A 23,146-nucleotide genomic window follows, 5' to 3' on the forward strand; every position below is an offset into this window, starting at 1 on the left:
GGGTGCGCACCCATCGGCGCACCGTGGAGTCGGCCCTCCACGCCTGAAGCCCGCTGCGCCGCCGGCCGTGTATGGCCCCGGCGTGTCGCGGCCCGAAGTGGACGTGGCCAAGGAGCGTGATGACTGTGCGGCATATTTATGCCGCACAGTCATCACGCTCGTCTCGGCGTGCGCCACCACGGCCGTCACGCTCCGTGTCCCGGCCTTCCAGGCGGCGTTCCCTGCTGGACCGGACCGCGCCTGACCGCCGCAGGCCGGGTGGGTCATTCCGACGGGTGGACCAGCCTCGCCTCGTAGGCGGCGATGACCAGGTGCACCCGGTCGCGGGCGCCGAGCTTGGTGAAGAGCCGGGCCACGTGCGCCTTGGCGGTGGCCGCGCTGATCACCAGCTCGGCGGCGATCTCGGCGTTCGACATCCCGCACCCGACCAGGGTCAGGACCTCCCGTTCCCGGTCGGTCACCCCGGCCAGGGCCCGCGGCCGGACCGGCGGGCCGGGCCGGCGGACGAACTCGGCGATGAGCCGGCGGGTGACGCCGGGCGCGATCAGCGCGTCCCCGGCGGCCACCACCCGGATCGCGCCGAGGATGTCGTCGAGGGCCATGTCCTTGACCAGGAACCCGCTGGCGCCGGCCCGCAGCGCGGCGTGCACGTGCTCGTCGTCGTCGAACGTGGTGAGCACCAGGACGCGGGTCGGCCCGCCGTGCGCGGTGATCGCCCGGGTGGCCTGGATGCCGTCCGTGCCGGGCATCCGCAGGTCCATCAGCACCACGTCGGGCGCGACCTCGCGGACCAGCCGCACGGCCTCGGCGCCGGTGCCGGCCTCACCGACGACGTCGATGCCCGGCGCGTCGGCGATGAGCACCCGCAGGCCGGCACGGACCAGCGGCTGGTCGTCGGCGAGCACCACCCGGACGGTCACCGGTCGGCCTCCGGCACCGGCAACCGGGCCGTCACCCGGAAGCCACCCTCCGGGCGCGGCCCGGCGCGGAACCGCCCGCCGAGCAGGGCGACCCGTTCCCGCATGCCGACGATGCCGTGCCCGTCGCCGGCGACCGGCCCGCCCCGCCCGTCGTCCACGACGTCCACCACCACCTCGCCGGGGCCGTGCTCCACGGTCACCCGGCACCGGTCGGTGCCCGCGTGCCGGACCACGTTGGTGAGCGCCTCCTGCACGATCCGGAAGGCGGCGAGGCCGAGGTCGGCCGGCACCTCGACCGGCCGGCCACGCCGCCGCAGGTCCACCTGGACGCCCGCATCGCCGGCGGCGGCGAGCAGCCGGTCGAGGTCGTCCAGCCCGGGCGTCGGGTCCAGCGACGCCGACTCCGCGTCGGGTCGGCGCAGCGCGCCGAGGGTACGCCGCAGGCCGGCCAGGGTGTCCCGGCTGGTCGCCTCGATGGTGGCGAGCGCCGCGCGCGCCTGCGCCGGCTGGGTGTCGATGACCCGGGCGCCGACGCCGGCCTGGATGGCGATGACGCCGATGCTGTGCGCCACCATGTCGTGCAGCTCGCGGGCAATCCGCAGCCGCTCGGCGGTGACCGCCTCGGCGGCGGCGTGCGACCGCAGCGCCTCGGCGTGCCGGCGTCGGGTCCGGATCGAGTCACCGACGGTCCAGGCGGCCACCACCGCCAGCACCGAAAGGGTGGCCCGGGCGACCGGGTCGGACCCGAGGTTGAGGAAGCCGGCGCCGACCTGGACCAGGAGCACCACCGCGGCGGTGGGCAGCGACACCCGGCGCGGCCGGGTCGCGGCCACCACGCCGAGCGCGGCGTCGACGGCGAGGAACTGCAGCCGGAAGACGTCGTCGAGGTAGCCCTCGTCCCCACCGCTAACGGTGCCGCTGGCCAGGGCCGCCCCGGCCAGCATGAGGCCGAGGGCGGTCAGCGTCCGGCGCCGCAGCAGCACCGCCGGCAGGGCCACCACCAGCGCCGGCACCGCGTACCGCTCGGGGATCCACAGCTCGCCGAACCCCAGGCCGTTGCCGCTGTACCCGACCGTCGGGGCGTAGAGCCAAAGCACCGGCAGGACGGCCACCCCCGCCCAGGCCAGGACGGCCCGCACGGCGGGGGCGACGGCGCGCGGCCGGAGCGGGATGGCGTCCACCCGGACACCGTAGCCAGCCGCCCGCCGCCCGGACATCGGCCGACGGGCGTACGCCCCGGGGCGCGTCCCGGGGCGGCGGATGTGGCCCGTGGCGCGACGACCGGCCGCCCGCCGCGCGGCAGCGTGAACCGCATGATCGAGCTACGTGACCTGACGAAACGGTACGGCCGCACGACGGCCGTCGACCGGCTCACCCTCACCGTCCGGCCCGGACACGTGACCGGGTTCCTCGGGCCCAACGGCGCCGGCAAGTCCACCACCCTGCGGCTGGTCCTCGGCCTGCACCGGCCCACCAGCGGCACGGTCACCGTGGACGGGACGCCGTTCGCCGACCGCCCGCGCGGGCTGCGGCACGTCGGCGCGCTGCTGGACGCCGGCGACGTGCACGGCGGGCGCAGCGCGCTGGCGCACCTGTCCGCGCTGGCCCGCAGCAACGGTATCCCCCGCGCCCGGGCGGTGGCGGTGCTGCGGGAGGTGGGGCTGGCCGACGTCGCCCGGCGGCGGATCGGCGCCTTCTCCCTCGGCATGCGGCAGCGGCTCGGCATCGCCGCCGCGCTGCTCGGCGACCCGCCGGTGCTGCTCTTCGACGAGCCCTTCAACGGCCTGGACCCGGAGGGGGTGCGCTGGGTGCGGGCGCTGTTCCGCCGGTTGGCCGCCGAGGGCCGGACGGTGCTCGTCTCCAGCCACCTGATGAGCGAGATGGAGCAGACCGCCGACCACCTGGTGGTCATCGGCCGGGGTGAGCTGATCGCCGACGAGAGCCTGGCGGGGTTCGCCGCGCGCGTCGGCCCGGCCGGCGTCACCGTCCGGACACCGGACCCGGCGGCGCTGACCATGGTGCTGTGCGCCGAGGGCGGCGCCGTCCACGCCGGGGCGGACGGGTCGCTGCTCGTCGGGGGCCTGACCGCCGCCCGGATCGGCGACCTGGCGTACGCGGCCGGGATCCCGCTGCACGAACTGGCCCCGCACACCGTCTCCCTCGAGGAGGCGTTCATGGACCTGACCGCCGACCGCGTCGACTACCCCGCCGGAGGCCGCCGATGAGCACCGCCACCCGTCCCGCCCGCACCGCCCGCCGCACCGCCGCACCGCCGGCCCGGTTCCGCGACCTGCTCGCCGCCGAGTGGATCAAGCTGTGGTCGCTGCGGTCGACGTACGGCTCGCTGGCGGTGATCACGGTCTCCGCGCTGCTCTTCAGCGCCCGGGCCGCCCTCGCCGACCACCGGAACTGGCCGGACTACTCCGCCGAGCGGCGCGCCTTCTTCGCACCCGTCGGCGACGCCTTCCCCGAGGAGGGGTGGCTGTTCGTGGTGCTCGCCGCCGGCAGCGTCGGCGCCGTGATGATCGCCAGCGAGTACGCCAGCGGGCAGATCCGCACCACCTTCGCGGCCGTACCCGCGCGGCGGGCGGTGGCCGCCGCGAAGGTGGTCGTGCTCGCGGCGGTGATGACGGCCGTCGGCGCGCTGGCCTCCGGCGGCGCGTTCTGGCTCTCCCAGGCGATCCTCGCCGACCGGCACGCCGGCGCGTCGATCGCGGACCCCGGCGCGCTGCGCGCGGTGGTCGCGTCGGCGCTGCTGGTGCCGGTCTGCGCGCTGGCCGGGCTGGGCATCGGCGCCCTCGTCCGGCACACCGCCCCGGCGATCGTCACCACCACGGCGGTGCTGCTCCTGCTGCCGTTGGCGTTCGACACGCGCCACCGGTGGACCGCCGCCGTCAACCACGCGCAGCCGGTCCCCGCCTGGGAACGGCTCGTGGAGCTCGTCCCGTTCCCGAACTACGACGGCTGGGTGGCGACGATCCCCACCTCCTGGACCGTCTTCGCCACCTGGTCCCTGACCGCCACCCTGGCCACCCTGATCGCCCTCCACCACCGCGACCCCTGACCCACCCACCCGCCACCCCGGGCCCAAGATCCGCTCACTTTCACGGAAAGAGTGGCTATTCCGCGCGGAATAGCCACTCTTTCTCTGAAACTGCGGGCTCCCGGCCCGGGGCGCCCGTGGGCGGGGCGGCCCGGGGGGGGTCAGGCGACGACGGAGACCATGCGGCCCTTCACGACGATGACCTTGCGGGGTTCCTTGCCGGCCAGCGGGCCGGCCACCGCCTCCAGGGCCGCCGCGCGGACGGTCTCCTCGGACGCGTCGGCGGGAACCTCGACCCGGCCGCGGACCTTGCCGTTGATCTGCACCGGGTACGTCACCGTCTCGGCGACCAGCAGCGCCGGGTCGGCGGTCGGGAAGTCCGCGTACGTCAGCGAGGTCTCGTGCCCCATCCGCCGCCACAGCTCCTCGGCCACGTGCGGGGCGAACGGCGCCAGCATCAGCACCAGCGGCTCGGCCACCTCGCGCGGGGTCTCCGACAGCCGGGTCAGCCCGTTGGTCAGCTCGATCAGCTTGGCGATCGCGGTGTTGAACCGGATCGCCTCCATGTCACCGCGGACCCCGTCGACGACCTTGTGCAGCAGCCGCCGGGTCGCCTCGTCGGCCGGGGCGTCGGTGACCCGCAGCGCACCGGTCTGCTCGTCGACGACCGCCCGCCAGACCCGCTGCAGGAACCGGTACGACCCGACGACCGCCCGGGTCTCCCACGGGCGGGACACCTCCAGCGGACCCATCGACATCTCGTAGACCCGGAACGTGTCGGCGCCGTACGCGGCGCACATCTCGTCGGGCGTGACGACGTTCTTCAGGGACTTGCCCATCTTGCCGTACTCGCGGTTGACCCGGGTGTCGCCCAGGTAGAACCCGCCGTCGCGCTCGGTGACGTCCTCGGCCGGCACGTAGGCGCCCCGGGCGTCGGTGTACGCGTACGCCTGGATGTAGCCCTGGTTGAACAGCTTGCGGAACGGCTCGAACGACGAGACGTGGCCCAGGTCGTACAGCACCTTGTGCCAGAAGCGGGCGTACAGCAGGTGCAGCACGGCGTGCTCGGCGCCGCCGACGTACATGTCGGTGCCGCCGCAGTCGCCCTCGCCGCGCGGGCCCATCCAGTACCGCTCGTTCTCCGCGTCGACGAACCGCTCCGAGTTGGTCGGGTCCAGGTAGCGCAGCTCGTACCAGCAGGAGCCGGCCCACTGCGGCATCACGTTGGTCTCGCGGGTGTAGCGCTTCGGGCCGTCACCCAGGTCCAGCTCCACCTCGACCCAGTCGCGCCGCCGCGACAGCGGGGTCTCCGGGTTGCTGGCGGCGTCGTCGGCGTCGAAGGTGCGCGGCGAGAAGTCGTCCACCTCGGGCAGCTCGACCGGCAGCATCTCCTCGGGCAGCGCGATCGCCGCGCCGGTCTCGTCGTACACGATCGGGAACGGCTCGCCCCAGTAGCGCTGCCGGGAGAACAGCCAGTCGCGCAGCCGATAGGTGATCGCGCCGGCGCCGTGCCCGTTGGCCTCCAGCCACTCGATGATCGCCGCCTTGGCGTCGGCGACCCCCAGGCCGTTCAGGTCCAGGCCGCGGTCGGGCGCGGCGCTGTTGATCGCCGGGCCGTCCCCGGTGTACGCCTTGCCGTCGAAGCCCTCCGACGGCTGCACGGTCCGCACGATCGGCAGCTCGAAGACCTCGGCGAACGCCCAGTCCCGCTCGTCCTGCGCGGGCACCGCCATGATCGCGCCGGTGCCGTAGCCGGCCAGCACGTAGTCGGCGATGAAGATCGGGATCTGCCCGCCGGTGACCGGGTTGACGGCGTACGCGCCGACGAAGACGCCGGTCTTCTCCCTGGTGTCGGCCTGCCGCTCGACGTCGGTCTTGGCCGCCGCCGCCTTCCGGTACGCCTCCACGGCCGCGCGCGGGTTGGCGTGCCCGCCGGTCCAGGCGTCCTTCGTCCCCGCCGGCCAGGCCGCCGGCACCAGCGCGTCGACCAGCTCGTGCTCCGGGGCCAGCACCATGTAGGTGGCGCCGAAGACGGTGTCCGGGCGGGTGGTGAAAACTGTGATGCGGGCTTCGCCCGCAGAACCGGAATCAGCGGTCGAGGCCGCAAACTCGATGTGCGCTCCGGTCGAGCGGCCGATCCAGTTGCGCTGCATCAGCTTGATCGGCTCGGGCCAGTCCAGGGTGTCCAGGTCGTCCAGCAGCCGGTCGCCGTACGCGGTGATCCGCATCATCCACTGCTTCAGGTTGCGCTTGAAGACCGGGAAGTTGCCCCGCTCGGAGCGGCCGTCGGCGGTGACCTCCTCGTTGGCCAGCACGGTGCCCAGCCCGGGGCACCAGTTCACCGGGGCCTGCGAGACGTACGCCAGCCGGTGGTCGTCGACGATCGTCCGCCGTTCGGCCACGGTCAGCTCGGCCCAGGGCCGGCCGTCCGGGGTGGGGCGGTTGCCGCCCTCGAACTCGGCGATCAGCTCCGCGATCGGGCGGGCCTTGCGCACGTCCGGGTCGTACCAGGAGTTGAAGATCTGCAGGAAGATCCACTGGGTCCAGCGGTAGAAGTCGGTGTCGATGGTCGCCACCGAGCGGCGCTCGTCGTGGGCCAGCCCCAGCCGGCGCAGCTGCGCCTTGTACCGCTCGATGTTCGCCACCGTGGTGGTACGCGGGTGGGTGCCGGTCTGCACCGCGTACTGCTCGGCGGGCAGGCCGAACGCGTCGAAGCCCATCGCGTGCAGCACGTTGCGCCCGGCCATCCGCTGGTAGCGGGCGAAGCAGTCGGTGCCGATGTAGCCCAGCGGGTGGCCGACGTGCAGGCCGGCGCCCGACGGGTACGGGAACATGTCCAGCACGTACAGCTTCTCCGCGCCGGCCCGGGGGTGGTCCGGGTCGGCCAGCGGACCGGTCGGGTTCGGGGCGTGGAAGGTGCCCTCGCGCGCCCAGACGTCCTGCCAACGGTTCTCGATCTCGTCGGCCAGGGCCGCGGTGTACCGGTAGGGGGGAATGTCGCCCGCCGGTGCGGCTGCCTCACTCATGGCGTCTCCTCGCTTCGCTCGTCGCCGCCGGCCGTGCGCGGCCGGGCTGGGTGCTGACCTCGCTCGGCGTGGTCATGGGTCGGGTATGGGGAGTGGATCCGCTCTCGGTGCGGCCCGTCCGGGCCGGGCGGGCCCGGGGCACACGCCGGCCGGCGGAGGGCACAAAAAAGCCCCTCGCGCAGGAGGGGCCGCCGTGCTGTCGCGCGTCAGCGCATCAGCACGGCCCGGTAAGAAGCAGGAAGACTCCGGCCATGACCGGCAGTGTACCCCGCCCGCCGGGCGCGCGGGTGGCCCGCCACCGCGGGTCGCCGCCGAGCCCACCGGGGCCACCCCCGCCGGGGCCCGCGCCGGTGCCCATCGTGATCATGGTGGGCACCGACAGCGACCGGCAGGTCCCCCGTTGCGGCGAATATTCGGGGCGTAACCGACCGTCTACCTGCGGGGGTCGGCGACAACGAGAAACATGGTTAGCCTGAGAACCAGTGAGATTTCTGCGGCAGACGTGGCTCGGCGTCGCGAACCCAACGGCGGGTCCAGGTGCTCTATACAGAGCTGCCGTTCCGGCGACGAGGAGGAGGCCCGTGACACAACAGACCTGGGACGAGGTGGGCGGCCTGCTGCCGCACGACCAGTTCCGCGCCGCCAGCGAAGCCATCGTGGCCAACATCGAGCAGGTCATCGAAGGCAAGACCGCGACCGTGCGCCTCGCCCTGGCCGTCCTGCTCGCCGAGGGACACCTCCTGATCGAGGACGTGCCGGGTGTCGGCAAGACGAAGCTGGCCAAGGCCCTGGCCCGCTCGATCGACTGCTCGGTCCGGCGCATCCAGTTCACCCCCGACCTGCTGCCCAGCGACGTCACCGGGGTCAGCGTCTACAACCAGGAGACGCACGACTTCGAGTTCCGCCCGGGCGCCGTCTTCGCCAACCTGGTGGTCGGCGACGAGATCAACCGGGCCTCGCCGAAGACCCAGTCGGCGCTGCTGGAGTGCATGGAGGAGCGGCAGGTCACCGTCGACGGGGTCACCTACCAGCTCCAGACGCCGTTCATGGTGATCGCCACCCAGAACCCGATCGAGATGGAGGGGACGTACCCCCTGCCGGAGGCGCAGCGCGACCGGTTCACCGCCCGGATCGCCATGGGCTACCCGGACCCCGGCGCCGAGCTGGCCATGCTGGACGGCCACGGCGCCACCGACCCGCTGCAGGACCTGCGCCCGGTCTCCGACGCCGCGACGGTGCGCCAGCTGATCGCCACGGTCCGGCAGGTGCACGTCGCGGACGCGGTCAAGCAGTACGCGGTGGACCTGGTCACCGCCACCCGCGAGGCCCCCGACCTGCGCCTGGGCGCCTCCCCCCGGGCCACGCTCCAGCTGCTGCGCACCGCCCGCGCGGTCGCCGCGCTGGAGGGTCGCGACTACGTGCTCCCCGACGACCTGCAGGCGCTGGCGGTGCCGGTGCTGGCGCACCGGATCATCCCGACCGCCGACGCCCAGCTGGCCCGGCGCACCACCGACGCGATCGTCTCGGAGCTGGTGCACCGGCTGGCGCTGCCGCAGGAGCGCAAGCGCACCCCGTACGACACTCCGCGGCCCGCCGCGGGCAACGGCCGCGGGCCGTACGAGCCGCGGAGGCCGTGAGGTGCGCGACGGGCTGCGCGGCCTGACCACCCGCGGCCGCTCGTTCCTGGCGGCCGCGGTCGCGGCGGCGGTCTCCGCCGGCATCCTCGGCGAGAAGGACCTGCTGCGGGTGGCCGTGCTGCTCGCCGTCCTGCCGCTGCTCGCCGCGCTCTACGTCGGGCGCAGCCGCTACAAGCTGGCCTGCAACCGGTCGCTGGAGCCGCACCGGGTGCCGGTCGGGGCCAGCTCCCGGGTGGTGCTGCGCCTGCAGAACATGTCCCGCCTGCCCACCGGCACCCTGCTGCTGGAGGACCGGCTGCCGTACGCGCTGGGCAGCCGGCCCCGCGTGGTGCTGGAGCGACTCGGCGCGCTCCAGGCCAGCTCGGTGGCGTACACGGTCCGCGCCGACGTGCGCGGCCGGTACGAGGTGGGTCCGCTGGTGGTCCGGCTGACCGACCCGTTCGGGCTCTGCGAGCTGACCCGGGCCTTCCCCAGCACCGACCACCTGACCGTGATCCCCCAGGTCACCCCGCTGCCGACCGTCCGCCTCCCCGGCGAGTACGCCGGCAGCGGCGACAGCCGGGCCCGGTCGGTGGCGGTGCACGGCGAGGACGACGCCGCTACCCGGGAGTACCGGGTCGGCGACGACCTGCGCCGGGTGCACTGGAAGTCGACCGCCCGCACCGGTGAGCTGATGGTGCGCCGCGAGGAGCAGCCCTGGGAGAGCCGGGCCACCGTCGTGCTGGACACCCGGGCGTTCGGCCACCGCGGCGACGGCCCGACCGCCAGCTTCGAGTGGGCGGTCTCCGCCGCCGCGAGCATCGCGGTGCACCTGCGCCAGTCCGGCTACAAGCTGCGGCTGGTCACCGGCTCCGGTGCGGACGTGGACGCCACCGAGGGCACCGGGGACGGCCTGCTCCTGGACCACCTGGCGGACGTCCGCCTCGACCAGCGCGGCGACGTCGCCACCCTGGTGCAGCGGGTCCGGCAGCGCTCCGACGGCGGCCTGATCATCGCCCTGCTCGGTGCGGTGAGCACCGCCGAGGCCGAGCTGCTGGCCGGGCTGCGGGTCAACGGGGCGACCTGCGTCGCCTTCCTGCTGGACAGCTCCACCTGGCTCAACCTGCCGGAGAAGGCCCGGGCCGAGTCGGAACGGGCGCACGGCGCGGCCGCGCTCGCCCTGCTCCAGGGCGGCTGGCGGGTGATCGGGGTGGACCACGGCGGCCGGCTGCCGGCGCTCTGGCCGCAGGCCGCCCGCGGCTCGCAGGGCTTCGCGTTGCGCGCGGCGCTCGCCGAGACGGTCGCCGGCGGCGTCCGATGACGGAAAGGGTGACGTCGTGATCGCGTCCCGGAACCTCGGCTTCGTGGCCGCCGCGGCGACTCTGCTCGCCGCGGCGCCGCTGTCTTCGATCTTCCAGCGCTGGACCTGGCTGATCGAGGCCGCCATCGCGGTGGCCGTGGTCGCCGGGGTGGCCGCGCTGACCCGACTGGTCCGGGCTCCCCTGTGGGGCCAGGTGCTGGGCATGCTGGCCGGCCTGCTGCTCGCCCTGACCTGGCTCTTCCCGGGCGGCACCGAGCTGGTCGCGTTCCTGCCCACGCCGGCCACCCTGGCCCACTTCGGCGAGCTGTTGCAGGGCTCGTTGCAGGACATGCGCTCGTACGGCGTCGAGGTGCCGGACACCACGCCGCTGCTGTTCATCACCGTGCTCGGGGTGGGCTCGGTGGCGATCGTGGTGGACGTGCTCGCGGTGGGGCTGCGCCGTCCGGCGCTGGCCGGCCTGCCGATGCTGGCGATCTACTCGGTGCCGGTGGCGGTCTACGTGGACAGCGTGCCCGCGCTGCCGTTCGTGGTCGGCGCCTCCGGCTACCTGTGGCTGCTGGTCACCGACAACGTCGACCGGGTACGCCGGTTCGGCCGCCGGTTCACCGGCGAGGGACGCGACGTCGACGTCTGGGAGTCCTCCCCGCTGGCCGCGGCCGGCCGCCGGCTGGCGGTGGTGGGCGTGGCGCTGGCCGTGGTGCTCCCGCTGGCCGTGCCCGGGATGACCGGTGGGCTGCTCGACCAGGTCAACTCGACCGGCAACGGCACCGGCAACGGGCGGCCCGGCCAGGGCGGCAGCCCCGGCCGGATCGACCTGTTCGCCGCGCTCAGCGGCCAGCTCAACCAGAGCGAGGTGGCCGAGATGGTCAAGGTGACCACCACCGAGCCGAGCCCGTTCTACCTGCGCTTCGGCGTCGCCGACGAGCTGCGGCCGGACGGCTTCCGGGTGCGCCCGCCCAACGGCCGGCGGGTGGACCGGGACCTGCCCGCCCCACCGGCCCGCCAGGGCGCCGAGCAGCAGCGGTACCAGGCGACGGTGGAGGTCACCCGCAACCTCGAGATGCCACTCGTGCCGGTGTACGCCGACCCGGTCAACGTCGACGGGCTCAGCGGCAACTGGCTCTACGACTCGAACCTCGGGGTGGTCTTCTCCAACCGGGACAACTCCCGGGGCAAGCGCTACTCGTTCGAGTACGTCCGCTCCACCTTTACCCCGTCGACCCTGCGCCGGGCCCGCTCCCTGCCCGCCGAGCACCCGATCGCCGTCCAGCAGACCCGGCGGCCGGCGGTGCAGCAGGTCGACCTGCTGGTGTCCCGGCTGGTCGAGGGCAAGCAGAACGACTACGACAAGGTCCGGGCGATCTACGACTACTTCTCCCGGGACAACGGCTTCAGCTACTCGCTGAGCACCAAGGGCGGCACCAGCGGCGAGGAGATCGTCGACTTCCTCACCAACAAGGTCGGCTACTGCCAGCAGTACGCGGCGGCGATGGCCTGGCTGGTGCGCTCCGCCGGCATCCCGGCCCGGGTGGCGTTCGGCTTCACCAACGGCACCAGCGCCGGCGACGACACGTACGTGCTGACCAACCGCAACCTGCACGCCTGGACGGAGGTCTACTTCGACCAGCTGGGCTGGGTCCCGTTCGACGCGACCCCGGCGTACGCGGTGCAGGGCGCGAACCGCTCGGCCTGGGCCCCGGACAGCGACGCCCCGGACCCGGAGCCGTCGGAGACCAGCGCGCCGGGCGCCTCCCCCGAGGACCCGGCCGCCACGGCCGGGCCGGGCCGGGAGGACGCCGCCGACCGGGACACCGACGCCGGCTTCGACGCGGCCGGCGGCGCCCCGACCCGGCGCGCGCCGAGCTGGCCCTGGTGGACGGCGGGCGCCGTGCTGGCGCTGATCGTCCTGCTCTGCCTGCCGGCCCTGCGGCGGATGGCGCTGCGGCGTCGCCGCCACGGCCGGCCGGCCCGGGCGGTCGCCGCCGTCGCCGGCGGTCCGGACGGGGCGGGCGGGGCGGGCGGGGCGGACGCCGACGCGCCCGGCATGGTCGTGCTCGGCGCGGACCACGACCGGGCCCGCGCCGACGCGCACGCGGCCTGGGACGAGCTGCTGGACACGCTGGTCGACTACCGGGTACCCGTGGACCACACCGAGACGCCCCGGGCCACCGCCGAGCGGCTGGCCCGCGAGGCCGTCGCCGACGACACCGCGTCCGCGGCGGCGGTACGGCTGCTCGGCCGGGCGGAGGAGCGGGCCCGTTACGCCCGTGACCCGCTCACCGGCGAGCCGTTGCACCCGGCGTTGACGACGGTCCGGGGCGCCATCGCCGCCCGGTCGGACCGGCGCACCCGGTTCCTGGCGACCGTGCTGCCGCCGTCGGTGCTGCTGCGCTGGCGGCTGGCGGTGGCGGACTCGTCCTCCCGGCTGGTGGCCAGCGGCGGGCGGACCCGCTCACGGTTGCTGCGCTGGAACCCGCGCCGGCTGCTCGCCAACCGCTCCGCCCGCCGGGCCTGACCCGGCCACGTGCTCGGGGCCGCCCCGGCCGCGTGCTCGGGGCCGCCCCGGCCGCGTGCTCGGGGCCGCCCCGGCCGCGTGCTCGGGGCCGCCCCGGCCGCGTGCTCGGGGCCGCCCCGGCCGCGTGCTCGGGGCCGCCCCGGCCCCGAGCACGCCTCGGCGTGCCGGGCGCCGCGCCGCCAACCTCGGCCGCTGGCCATTCCGTCTGCGGCGCCACGCAATATCGCCGACATGGCGGCATTCCGCGCCTCCGGACTCCGCCACGACGCCGACACCGAGTCGATCACGGCCGACGACCGTGGCTCGCCCTCCGGCAACCCGATCGACAGCGAGCAGGGCGGCAGGCCGATGATCGGCAGACCGGTGGTCTCCAGCCGGTGGTCCGCCGGCCAGTTGCCGGTGAGACGAGGCCAGCGGGCCCGAGAGCCAGCAGGCCGGGGGCGGCTCGGATCGGGGCCGGACGTGCGGAAACGACGGAGGTGGCCGGACCGCGTCCGGCACCCACCGTCGTGGCGACGCCCACCCGCCTCAGGGGCGGTGAGCGTTCAGCGATGTCCCTCCGGACGCTGCCGCCACCGGTCCTCCATGCGGTCCAGCAGCGACGGCCGTCGACCACCCGCGCGTCCGCGCGGACGACGGCGAGTCGTCGTGCCACCCACCACGTGCAGGTCGGGTGACTGCGACCGGCGATGCGACTGCACCGCGTAGCCCAGCGCGGCCAGCATGACGACGAAGCCCGCCACTGCCAGCGGCGGAGTCTTGATCACCGCGCCGTAGACCAACAGGGCCAGGCCGACGACAACCACGCCGGCAGCGACGAGCAGGCGACGCCGCGCGTGGAAACGCGGGTCGCTGGCGCGCACGGCCGAGGCGAATTTGGGGTCCTCGGCAAGCGACCGCTCGATCTGCTCGAACAGCCGCTGCTCGTGCTCCGAGAGCGGCACGGCACTCCTCCCCGGTCACGTTGGTCGGCCCGGTCGGGCCGACAGACCGTGGCAGCCAACCGGCTGCTTGCCGTCAAGTCTACGAGGGGGCTCGCGCGTCGGAAAGCGGGACGACCTACGGCCGGGTCGGATTTTCGCCGCTACGGGTATCACGCTTGCCGAGCAGACTGGCCGGACCTATGACGGACCGCCCGAAACGGGCAGCCGCGGCGTCGGCGGCAGCTTCCGCCTCCCGCCAGCCGCGCTCGGGCGCGCCGAGGGTCAGCTGCTGTGGCGTCTCCGTCACCCCGGCCAGCCCCTCCACCCGTACGCCGACCAGGCGGACGCGCTCGGCGGGGTCGAGAACGGTGTAGAGCGCCCAGGCGGTGTCGAAGATCTCCCGCGCCACGTCGGTGGAGACGCCGAGGGTGCGGGACCGGTTGACCGTACGGAAGTCGGCCAGCCGCACCTTGAGCGAGACCGTCCGGCCGACCTGCCCGGCCCGGCGCAGCCGGGCGCCGACCTTGTCGCTGAGGGCGAGCAGGGCGCGGCGGATCTCCACCGGGTCGGCGACGTCGGCGTCGAAGGTCACCTCGGCGCCGATCGACTTCTCCACGTGCTCGGGGCTGACGGTGCGCGGGTCGCGCCCCGAGGCCAACTCGTGCAGGTGGCTGGCGGACGCCTCGCCGACCGCCTTGCGGAGCATGCCGTACGGCGCCTCGGCCAGGTCACCGATCGTGTTCAGGCCCAGCCGGCGCAGCGTCTCGGCGGAGCGCTCCCCCACCCCCCAGAGCGCGCCGACCGGCAGCGGGTGCAGGAACTCCAGCACCCGGTCGGCCGGCACCACGAGCAGGCCGTCCGGCTTGGCCCGGGTGGAGCCGAGCTTGGCCACGAACTTGGTCGGGGCCACCCCGACCGAACAGGTCAGCTCCTGCTCGGCCGCCACCCGCTCGCGGATCCGGCGGGCGATCTCGGCCGGCGGCCCGAACAGCCGCCGGGCGCCGGCCACGTCGAGGAACGCCTCGTCCAGGGAGAGCGGCTCGACCAGCGGGGTGACGTCCCGGAAGATCTGCATGACCGCCCGGGAGGCGGCCGTGTACTGCGAGAAGTCGGGCGGGAGGTAGACCGCGTGCGGGCAGAGCGCCCGGGCGCGCATGGTGGGCATGGCGCTGCGGACGCCGTACCGCCGGGCCTCGTAGCTGGCGGAGCTGACCACGCCGCGCGGCCCGACGCCACCGACCACGACGGGCCGGCCGCGCAGCTCGGGGCGGCGACGCACCTCCACCGAGGCGAAGAAGGCGTCCATGTCGACGTGCAGGATCGGGCTGCCGGAGTCGTCGGCGTCCGGCCCGAAGCGCGGGTCACCGCCGCGCGGCAACGACTGACTCCGACCCATTCCCGCAGGCTAACCCGCCGGTACGACAGCCCGACCGGTCAGCCCCGCACCACCAGCAGCGGGATGGTCAGCTCCGCCGCCGTGTCCGCCCCGTGGTAGGCCACCAGCCGGGACACCGCCGGCGGCTCGGAGCGGCTGGCCAGCACGGCGTACGTGCCGTGGCAGGTCACCACGACGTCGCCGACGCGTTGCAGGTGCTCCTCCGGCACCGGGCCGAACCGCCCGGCGGCCACCGCCTCCTCGCGGGTCTCCACCCGGGCGGCCGGGCCGAGCACCGCCGACCAGGCGGCCACCACGTCGTCGACGGCGCCCGGCTCCACGTGCAGGTAGCGCACCCGCGGCTCCCCGGCGACGACCCGCACCCCGGCCCGCAGCCGGGAGTCGGTGTCCAGGTCGAAGCGGTGCGCGGCGGGCACGTCGAGCTGCCCGTGGTCGGCGGTGACCAGCAGCGCGGCGTCCGGCGGCAGCCCGTCGACGAGCCGGGCGAGCAGCGCGTCCACCTCGGCGGCGGCGATCCGCCAGGGCGCGGAGTCGACGCCGGTGAGGTGACCGTGCCGGTCCAGGTCGGGGTGGTAGCCGGAGACCAGGGTCGGCCCGGGGCCGGCGGCGAGCGCGGCGAGCATCGTCGCCGCCAGGGCGTCCACCCCGGCGGCGCCCCGGTAGTCGCCGCCCCGGTTGGCGGCCAGGGTCAACCCGCTGCCGGCGAACTCGGGGCGGCTGACCACGGTCACCGCGACACCGGCCGCCCGGGCCCGCTCCCACTGGGTACGGACCGGCTGCCAGGTCAGCGGCTCCGGGTCACCGGCCCACTCGATGTGGTTGAGCACCCGGTCGGTGCCGGGCACCCGGACGGTGAAGCCGAGCACCCCGTGCGGCCCGGGCGCGACGCCCGCGCCGAAGCTCACCAGGCTGGTCGGGGTGGTGGAGGGAAAACCCGAGGTCAGCGGCCGACCGACGGTGGCGGCGAGCCCGGCCAGGGTCGGCGCGTACGGCGCGGCCGTCGGGATCTGGTACCAGCCGAGCCCGTCGACCAGGAGCACGGCGATCCGCCGCACCCCGGCCAGCCCGGGGGTGAGCCCGAGCAGGTCGACCGCGCCGGGCACGCCGAGCACCGCCAGCGCGCTGGGGACCACGTCGGCGAGGCTGCCGCCGCCGTAGCGGGGCACCACGACGTCCAGCGGATCGGGCGGTATGGGGGAGGTCATACCGTCATGCCGGCCGGCGGGCGAACAGGTGCAGCTGGGCGGCGAGGTCCCGGTACGGCGACCGGGCGGCGAGGGCCCGTTCCAGCTCGACCAGGCTGCCCGGCTGGCCGTCGGCCACGGCGGCGGGGAGCAGGTCGGCGAGGACGCGTACCCCGTGGATCTCCTCGACGGTGAGCCCGGCGGCGTGCAGCAGCGCGGCGGCGCCGTCGGCGTCGAAGCGCCGGCGCAGGGTGTCGCGCGGCCCGGCGGAGCCGTCCGGGGCGGCGGCGAGCGCGGCGGCGACGTCCAGGTGGCCGTTCATCGCCCGGGCCAGCACGGCGGCGGCCCGGCCGGCGACCAGCACGCTGGCCGCTCCCCCGGGTCGCAGCGCGGCGGCCAGCGCGGTGACCACCGGCGTCGGGTCGTCGACCACCTCCAGCACGGAGTGGCAGAGCACCAGGTCGGCGCTGGCCGGTTCGACCAGCCCGGCCAGGGCGTCGCCGTCGCCCTGCACGGCGCGTACCCGGGCGGCGACCCCGGCCTCGGCGGCCCGGCGGGTCAGCGCGGCGAGCGCGTCGGGGCTGGCGTCGACCACGGTGACCCGGTGCCCGGCCTGGGCGAGCGGGACGGCGAAGCCGCCGGTCCCACCGCCGACGTCGAGCACGGTCAACTCGGCGTCGGCACGTCGGTCCAGCTCGGCGGCGAGGACCGACCAGATGACAGCGGTACGGGGGGTCAACGGCGGCCCGGTGAACCGGCCTCGGGTGGTCTGCTCCACCCGGTCGAGCCTAGTCACCCGCGCCACCGGACCCCCCGCAGGCGGTACCGCGCTGGTCAGGACTCGCCGCCGGCGGCGGGGTCCTCCTCCGCGCGGGACCGGTTCGCGTTGGCCACCGGGCCGTCGTGCACCTGGTACTCGCGCGTCTCCACGTCCTGCGCCGGCGCCCATCCGGCCGCGAGCCGGGTGCGCCGGGCGTTCGCCACGCCGCCGGTGTGCATGCTGTTCGACGTCATCGCGTCTTCCCCCTTGCCGCGAGCGGGCCACTCTGCCCGCACGTGCCGGAAGTCTCTCGCCTGGCGTCCGAGGAAACCGTAATGCGGATCACTGGAATCAGCGGAAATCCCGGGACGCCGGGCTGACCGGCGGCTCGATGGCGTCCAGCCGGTCCGCGGTGAGGCTGGTGACTCCCTCGTGCCGCTGCAACCGGCCTCGCACCACCAACGCCGCGCTGGTGCGGGCGATTCGACGATAGCGCTGCCACAGCCCCGGGGAGCAAGTGACATTGAGCATCCCCGTCTCGTCCTCCAGGTTGAGGAAGGTGACCCCGCCGGCGGTCGCGGGCCGCTGCCGGTGGGTGACGATCCCGCCGACCCGGATCCGCCGACCCGGCTCCACCCGGCCGAGCCGGGCGATCGGCACCGCGCCGAGGGCGTCGAGCCGGTCGCGGATGAACCGGGCCGGATGGCTCTCCGGGGACAGCCCGGTCGCCCAGACGTCGGCGACCAGCCGGTCCACCGCCTCCATCCCGGGCAGGGTGGGCGCGGCCGTCCCGGTCACCGTGCCGGGCAGCCGGCCCGGCCGGTCCTGGGCCGCCGCGCCGGCGGCCCAGAGCGCCTGCCGCCGGGTCAGCCCGAAGCAGGCGAAGGCGTCCGCGGTGGCCAGCGCCTCCAGCTGCGCGGCGGTGAGCCCGACCCGCCGGGACAGATCCGGCATGTCCCGGTACGGCCCGTGCGCCGCCCGCTCCGCCTCGATCCGCTCGGCCACGTCCTCGCCGAGGGTACGCACGCTGCCGAGCCCGAGCCGGACGGCCGGCCCGCCCAGCCCCCAGGCGTGCGGCGGCTCCCCCGGCTGACTCCCCCACCGGGTCTCCGGCGTCGACTCCAGCACCGCCTTGGCCCCGCTGGCGTTGATGTCCGGCCGGCGTACCTCCACGCCGTGCCGGCGGGCGTCGTCGACCAGGGTCTGCGGCGAGTAGAAGCCCATCGGCTGGGCGTTGAGCAGCGCGGCCAGGAACGGCCCCGGGTGGTAGCGCTTGAGCCAGGAGCTGGCGTAGACCAGGTAGGCGAAGCTCATCGCGTGGCTCTCCGGGAAGCCGTAGCTGGCGAACGCGGTGAGCTTGCGGTAGACGTCGTCGGCCAGCTCGCCGGTGATGCCCCGCTCGGCCATCCCGGCGTAGAGCCGGTCGGCGATCTGCGCCATCCGCTCCACCGAGCGCTTGGACCCCATGGCCCGGCGCAGCTGGTCGGCCCCGGCCGCGTCGAAGCCGGCCAGGTCGATCGCGAGCTGCATGAGCTGCTCCTGGAACAGCGGCACGCCGAGGGTCTTCTCCAGCGCGTTGCGCATCAGCGGATGCGCGAAGGTCACCGGCTCCTGGCCGTTCTTGCGCCGGATGAACGGGTGCACCGAGCCGCCCTGGATCGGGCCGGGCCGGATCAGCGCCACCTCGACCACCAGGTCGTAGAACTCGCGGGGCTTGAGCCGGGGCAGGGTGGCCATCTGGGCGCGGCTCTCCACCTGGAACACCCCGACCGAGTCGGCCCGGCAGAGCATGTCGTAGACCTCGGGGTCGTCCAGCGTCATGTCGCCCAGGTCGAGGGTCATCCCGATCATGTCGTAGCCGTAGTGCAGCGCGGAGAGCATGCCCAGGCCGAGCAGGTCGAACTTGACCAGGCCGACGGCGGCGCAGTCGTCCTTGTCCCACTGGAGCACGCTGCGGCCGGGCATCCGGCCCCACTCCACCGGGCACACCTCGATCACCGGCCGGTCGCAGATCACCATGCCGCCGGAGTGGATGCCCAGGTGCCGGGGGAACGTCTGCAGCTCGTTGGCGTACGCGACCACCTGCTCGGGGATGTCCTCGACGTCGACCGACGCCACCGAGCCCCACCGGTCGATCTGCTTGCTCCAGGCGTCCTGCTGGCCCGGTGAGAAGCCGAACGCCTTGGCCACGTCCCGCACCGCCGAGCGGGGCCGGTACGAGATGACGTTGGCGACCTGCGCGGTGTGCTCCCGGCCGTACCGGGTGTAGACGTGCTGGATCACCTCCTCCCGGCGGTCGGACTCGATGTCCACGTCGATGTCGGGCGGGCCGTCGCGTTCCGGGGCGAGGAAGCGCTCGAAGAGCAGCCGGTGCCGGACCGCGTCCACGTTGGTGATCCGCAGCGCGTAGCAGACCGCCGAGTTCGCCGCCGAGCCCCGGCCCTGGCAGTAGATGTCCTGCTCGCGGCAGAACGTGACGATGTCGTAGACCACCAGGAAGTAGCCGGGGAAGCCCAGCTCCTCGATCATCTTCAGCTCGTGCTCCAGCTGCGCGTACGCCTCCGGGTGCGCCTCGGGCGGGCCGTAGCGCTCCCGGGCGCCCTGCATCGTCAGGTGCCGCAGCCAGCTCATCTCGGTGTGCCCCGGCGGCACCGGGTACGCCGGCAGCTGCGGCGCGACGAGCTGGAGGTCGAAGGCGAGTTCGGCGCCGAACTCCGCGGCCCGCGCCACCGAGCCCGGGTACGCGGCGAACCGCGCCGCCATCTCCGCGCCGCTGCGCAGGTGGGCGGTGGCGGCGGCGGGCAGCCAGCCGTCGATCTCGTCCAGGCTGCGCCGGGCCCGGACGGCGGCCAGGGTGGTGGCGAGCCGACGCCGGGCCGGGGTCGCGTAGTGCACGTTGTTGGTGGCCACCGTGGGCAGCCCGGCGGCGGCGGCCAGCTCGGCCAGGGCGTCGTTACGGTCGGCGTCGACCGGGTGGCCGTGGTCGGTCAGCTCCACCGCCACCGTCTCGGCGCCGAAGAGGGCGGTGAGCCGGTCCAGCTCGCGGGCCGCCGCGTCGACGCCCTCGGTGAGCAGCGCGCCCGGCACGTGCCCCTTGCGGCAGCCGGTCAGCACCAGCACGTGGTCGCGCAGCTCGGCGGCGACCTCCTCCAGCTCGCCGTAGATCGGGCGGCCCTTCTCCCCGCCGCGCAGCTGGGCGCGGGCGATGGTGGTGGCCAGCCGGGCGTACCCCTCGTGGCCGTGGGCGAGCACCAGCAGGTGCGCGCCGTGCGGGTCGGGCTCGCCGTTCTGCGGGCCCGGCAGCCCGAGGGAGAGCTCGGCGCCGAAGATCGTCGGCAGGTGCAGCGCGCGGGCCGCCTCGGCGAAACGGACCACGCCGTAGAAGCCGTCGTGGTCGGTGACGGCGAGCGCGGTGAGCCCCAGCCGGGCGGCCTCCTCGGCCAGCTCCTCGGGATGGCTGGCGCCGTCGAGGAAGCTGAAGTTGGTGTGCGCGTGCAGCTCGGCGTAGGGCACCGTGTCATCGGGGTGGGGCAGCTCGGGCGCCTCGTACTGCTGGCGCTTGCGGCTCCAGGCCGGGGCGTCGCCGCCGTCGGCGTCGACCGCGAGCGGGTCGACCACGTGCAGGTGCCGCTCCTCGCGCGACCGCCCACCCCGCGGCCTCCCGCCGCCGCCCGACCCGCCGCCGGGTCGCCCGGAGAGCACCCGTTCCAGCTCTGACCAGGGCAGCTTGGGGTTGTGGAAGCTCATCTGGCCGCCCCCGCGGGCGACCGGGTCCCGACGGCCGGCTCCACCGACGAAAGGGTCGGTGAGCGATATACCTGAGAGTCATAAATATGCCTGACAGTCATATCGCTCACCGGGGCATCCGCCCCCGACACGGAGCGGACCGACCGGTCGGGCGCGCCAGCTCCGCGAGGGAACCGCCCCGGACCGGACGGGACCGGCTCAGTCATAGATCGCCTCCACCAGCCACTGGCCGGCCTCGACCGCCAGCAGCAGGGCGGCGCCGTCGGCCAGGCAGACCTGGAACCGGGCCCGGCGCCGGGCCTCGGCGGGCGCCCACCAGCGCTCGTCCACCGGCCACGGCCCGGCCCAGCCGACGATCTCGACCGGTCGGGCCGTGCCGACGGCCAGCCGGGCCGGCGCGGCGCTCACCGCCAGGCGCGCGCTGACCACGACCGGCTCGCCGGCGGCGTCGTGCACGGTCGCGGCGAGCGGGGTGGGCAGCACCACGGCCGGTGCGGGCGGCGGCAGCCGGCCCGGCCACGGCGGGACGGCGCTCCCCCCGCCGCCGGCCCGGCCGACGCCGGCGGAGCGGCCGGCAGCAGACCCACCGGCGGCCGGGCCCGCGCCGGCGGGGCCACCGGCGGGCCGGTCGGTGCCGAGGGCCGGCTCGCCGGGCAGTGCCGGCGGGCCGGGACGGGCGGGGAGCCGTTCGTCGCCCCAGGGGACCAGGTGGGTCTGGTCGGCCGGGGAACGACCGCCGCCGAGCACGGCGGTGACCACCGCCTCCGGGCCGAGGATGCCCTGCACCCGGCTCAACGCCCGGTGCGCCCGCTCCCGCTCCTCGCCGGTCTCCCCCCACAGGCCGGGTTGCAGCCCCGCCTGGGCCAGCACCCCGTCGGGGACCAGCCGCAGCCGGACGATCCCCGCGGTCGGCCGGGCCGGGCGGGCACCGGCCCGGCCGGTGCTGCCGGAGAGCCAGCCGTCGAGCTGCCAACGGACCCGGTCGGCGATGGCCGCGGCGGTGAGCAGGCCGTCGTGCCGCCAGACCCGGTGCAGCTCCTGCCCGTGCGCGGTGACCGCCTCGATGCCGAGCCGGGTGCAGGCCAGCCCGTGCGCGGCGAGCCGGTCGTGCAGCCGCTCGGCGAGCGCGCGGGCGGCGAAGGCGGCCGCGTCGACCCGGTCGAGCGGCTCGTCGTGGTCGGCGGTCACCGCCAGGTCGACCGGGGGCTGCCGGACGGCCAGCGGGCGGTCGTCCCGCCCGGCGGCGAGCCGGTGGGCCAGCGTCCCGTCGAGGCCGAACCGGGCCAGCACGTCGCCGGCGGGCAGCGCCGCGAAGTCGCCGAGGGTACGCACGCCGAGCCGGCGCAGCAGGTCGGCCAGCGCGGGACGGCCGAGCGCCTCGACCGGCAACCCGGTCAGGAACTCCGGCGTCCCGCCCGGGGGTACGACCCGGCCGGCGCGCGCGGCCAGCCCGGCGGCGAAGACCCCGTCGGCGATGCCGACCTGGCTCTCCACCGCACAGGCCTGGGCCACCTGCTCGACGATCCGTTCGGCGGCCGCCTCCTCACCGCCGAGGTAGCGGCTGGGGCCCCGGGCGGCCACCGCGCAGGCGCCGGGGCGTACCACCTCGACGCCGGCGACGACCTCCTCGACGGCGGCGACCACCGGTTCGAAGGCGCGGGCGTCCCGCCCCGGGTCGTGGTCGACGACGGTCAGCTGCGGGCAGCGCCCCTGCGCCTCCCGCCGGCGCAGGCCCCGCCGTACCCCCTCGCCGCGGGCCTGCTCGGAGCAGGCCACCACCCGGTTGGCGTGCAGCACGGCGACCGGGCCGGTGGCGGGCACCCCGTCGACGATCTCGGCGGCGATGACCGGCCAGTCCGGACACCAGAGCAGCAGGGTGCGCACCGGCGTGCCGGTCACCCGGAGCCGACCACGGTGAGCGCGCCACGCCGGGAACGGCCGACGCCGCCCCCGGTCGCCGGCCGGGGGATGACCCGGGTGAGCCCGTCACCGGGCAGCCAGACCTTGATCTCCTTGGGGCGGGCGGCCGCGCCGCGCCCACGCGCCGACACGGTCACCTCGCGGCGGCGCAGCCGGCCCCGGCCCGACCCCAGCCCCTCCCAGACCCCGCGGACCACCTGGAGGGTGACGTCCGCGCCGTCCCACCGGCCGTACGGGACGAGCACGCTGCCGCGCTGCCGGGCCCGGGCGGCGAGCCGGTTGGCGACCGAGGCGGAGACGGTCTGCGGCACGGCGGTCACCACCACGTCGACCCCGTCGATCAGCGCCGCGACGACGGTGGGCCACTCCGGGCCGGGGTCGGGTACCAGGGCGAGCCGGTCCAGCGCGATCCCGATCTCGGCGGCCGCGCCGGCCCCGAAGGTCGGCACCCCGACCACCGCGCACCAGGAGCCGGCCCGGGACGCCTCGGCGAGCAGCGCCAGGACCAGGGAGGTGCCGCCGCTGCGTCGGGGTTGGCCGGCGGAGACCGCGATCGTGCTGCCCCGGCGCAGCCCGCGGTTGGGCAGCAGACCGGTCAGCTCGGGCGCCACCGGGAGCACCCGGTGGCCGCCGGCCGGGTCCGGCGCGCTCGCCGGGCGCACCAGATCGGCCAGTGCGGCGGAACCGACCACCATGCGGCCCGCCATGGGACCAACCCCCCGTCGTGTTTCTGCTGGATCAGGTGTCGCTTGTCGGATGGGGCGCCGGGTGTGCC

The 23,146-nt window shown here is 75.4% G+C and carries 15 protein-coding genes and 2 pseudogenes; 5 read left to right on the forward strand and 12 right to left on the reverse strand.

Features of this window, described 5'->3' with window-relative positions; translation table 11 throughout:
* Positions 1–263 precede the first annotated feature (263 nt).
* Together ACTWM8_RS21820 and ACTWM8_RS21825 are read right to left on the reverse strand one after the other, a co-directional pair.
* Complete coding sequence (locus ACTWM8_RS21820) at positions 264–920, reverse strand: response regulator (RefSeq protein WP_446210658.1); 657 nt, start codon at positions 918–920, stop codon at positions 264–266.
* Positions 917–2,101 (reverse strand): sensor histidine kinase, encoded by a 1,185-nt coding sequence (locus ACTWM8_RS21825; RefSeq protein ID WP_446210659.1) that lies wholly within the window; start codon positions 2,099–2,101, stop codon positions 917–919. The genes ACTWM8_RS21820 and ACTWM8_RS21825 overlap by 4 nt, the downstream gene beginning before the upstream one ends.
* Positions 2,102–2,233: 132 nt before the next feature.
* Between ACTWM8_RS21825 and ACTWM8_RS21830 the strand changes: the two genes are divergently transcribed.
* Positions 2,234–3,145, forward strand: coding sequence for an ABC transporter ATP-binding protein (locus ACTWM8_RS21830; protein ID WP_446210660.1), 912 nt, complete (start codon positions 2,234–2,236; stop codon positions 3,143–3,145).
* A complete protein-coding gene (locus tag ACTWM8_RS21835) occupies positions 3,142–3,984 on the forward strand; it encodes an ABC transporter permease (RefSeq protein ID WP_446210661.1) in 843 nt (280 codons plus the stop codon). The genes ACTWM8_RS21830 and ACTWM8_RS21835 overlap by 4 nt, the downstream gene beginning before the upstream one ends.
* A gap of 140 nt (positions 3,985–4,124) precedes the next feature.
* Here the strand turns inward: ACTWM8_RS21835 and leuS are convergent, their stop codons facing one another.
* Positions 4,125–6,989: a leucine--tRNA ligase gene (gene leuS, locus ACTWM8_RS21840; RefSeq protein WP_446210662.1), complete on the reverse strand. Its 2,865-nt coding sequence runs from the start codon at positions 6,987–6,989 to the stop codon at positions 4,125–4,127.
* Between the two features lie 581 nt (positions 6,990–7,570).
* Between leuS and ACTWM8_RS21845 the strand changes: the two genes are divergently transcribed.
* From ACTWM8_RS21845 to ACTWM8_RS21855, 3 genes are read left to right on the forward strand one after another with little or no spacing between them, the layout of a single operon-like run.
* Positions 7,571–8,626, forward strand: a complete 1,056-nt coding sequence (locus ACTWM8_RS21845) for an AAA family ATPase (protein WP_446210663.1) — start codon at positions 7,571–7,573, stop codon at positions 8,624–8,626.
* A gap of 1 nt (position 8,627) precedes the next feature.
* Complete coding sequence (locus tag ACTWM8_RS21850; RefSeq protein ID WP_446210664.1) at positions 8,628–9,926, forward strand: DUF58 domain-containing protein; 1,299 nt, start codon at positions 8,628–8,630, stop codon at positions 9,924–9,926.
* Between the two features lie 16 nt (positions 9,927–9,942).
* Positions 9,943–12,441: a transglutaminase TgpA family protein gene (locus tag ACTWM8_RS21855; protein ID WP_446210665.1), complete on the forward strand. Its 2,499-nt coding sequence runs from the start codon at positions 9,943–9,945 to the stop codon at positions 12,439–12,441.
* Between the two features lie 545 nt (positions 12,442–12,986).
* Here ACTWM8_RS21855 and ACTWM8_RS21860 read toward each other — a convergent pair.
* From ACTWM8_RS21860 to ACTWM8_RS21900, 9 genes and pseudogenes are all read right to left on the reverse strand, one after another.
* Entirely contained in the window at positions 12,987–13,385 is a 399-nt protein-coding gene (locus ACTWM8_RS21860) for a DUF3040 domain-containing protein (protein ID WP_446210666.1), read from the reverse strand.
* 115 nt (positions 13,386–13,500) lie between these two features.
* A complete protein-coding gene (locus ACTWM8_RS21865; protein ID WP_446210667.1) occupies positions 13,501–14,760 on the reverse strand; it encodes a DNA polymerase IV in 1,260 nt (419 codons plus the stop codon).
* A 38-nt stretch (positions 14,761–14,798) separates the two neighbouring features.
* Positions 14,799–15,965, reverse strand: a complete 1,167-nt coding sequence (locus ACTWM8_RS21870; protein WP_446210668.1) for an alkaline phosphatase family protein — start codon at positions 15,963–15,965, stop codon at positions 14,799–14,801.
* A gap of 4 nt (positions 15,966–15,969) precedes the next feature.
* Entirely contained in the window at positions 15,970–16,740 is a 771-nt protein-coding gene (locus ACTWM8_RS21875; RefSeq protein ID WP_446210669.1) for a class I SAM-dependent methyltransferase, read from the reverse strand.
* Positions 16,741–16,778: 38 nt separating this feature from the next.
* The gene (locus tag ACTWM8_RS21880) at positions 16,779–16,958 is read right to left on the reverse strand and encodes a hypothetical protein (protein WP_088961103.1); all 180 of its coding nucleotides are present in this window, start codon (positions 16,956–16,958) and stop codon (positions 16,779–16,781) included.
* A 97-nt stretch (positions 16,959–17,055) separates the two neighbouring features.
* Positions 17,056–20,451 (reverse strand): error-prone DNA polymerase, encoded by a 3,396-nt coding sequence (locus tag ACTWM8_RS21885; RefSeq protein ID WP_446210670.1) that lies wholly within the window; start codon positions 20,449–20,451, stop codon positions 17,056–17,058.
* A gap of 198 nt (positions 20,452–20,649) precedes the next feature.
* A pseudogene (locus ACTWM8_RS21890) lies at positions 20,650–20,982 on the reverse strand (DNA polymerase Y family protein); the annotation flags it as partial.
* Between the two features lie 126 nt (positions 20,983–21,108).
* Positions 21,109–22,350, reverse strand: a pseudogene (locus ACTWM8_RS21895) (DNA polymerase Y family protein); the annotation flags it as partial.
* Complete coding sequence (locus ACTWM8_RS21900; protein ID WP_446210671.1) at positions 22,347–23,078, reverse strand: hypothetical protein; 732 nt, start codon at positions 23,076–23,078, stop codon at positions 22,347–22,349. The gene ACTWM8_RS21900 and the pseudogene ACTWM8_RS21895, both read right to left, overlap by 4 nt.
* Positions 23,079–23,146: the final 68 nt, after the last annotated feature.

Source organism: Micromonospora sp. IBSANI012 (assembly GCF_052814045.1).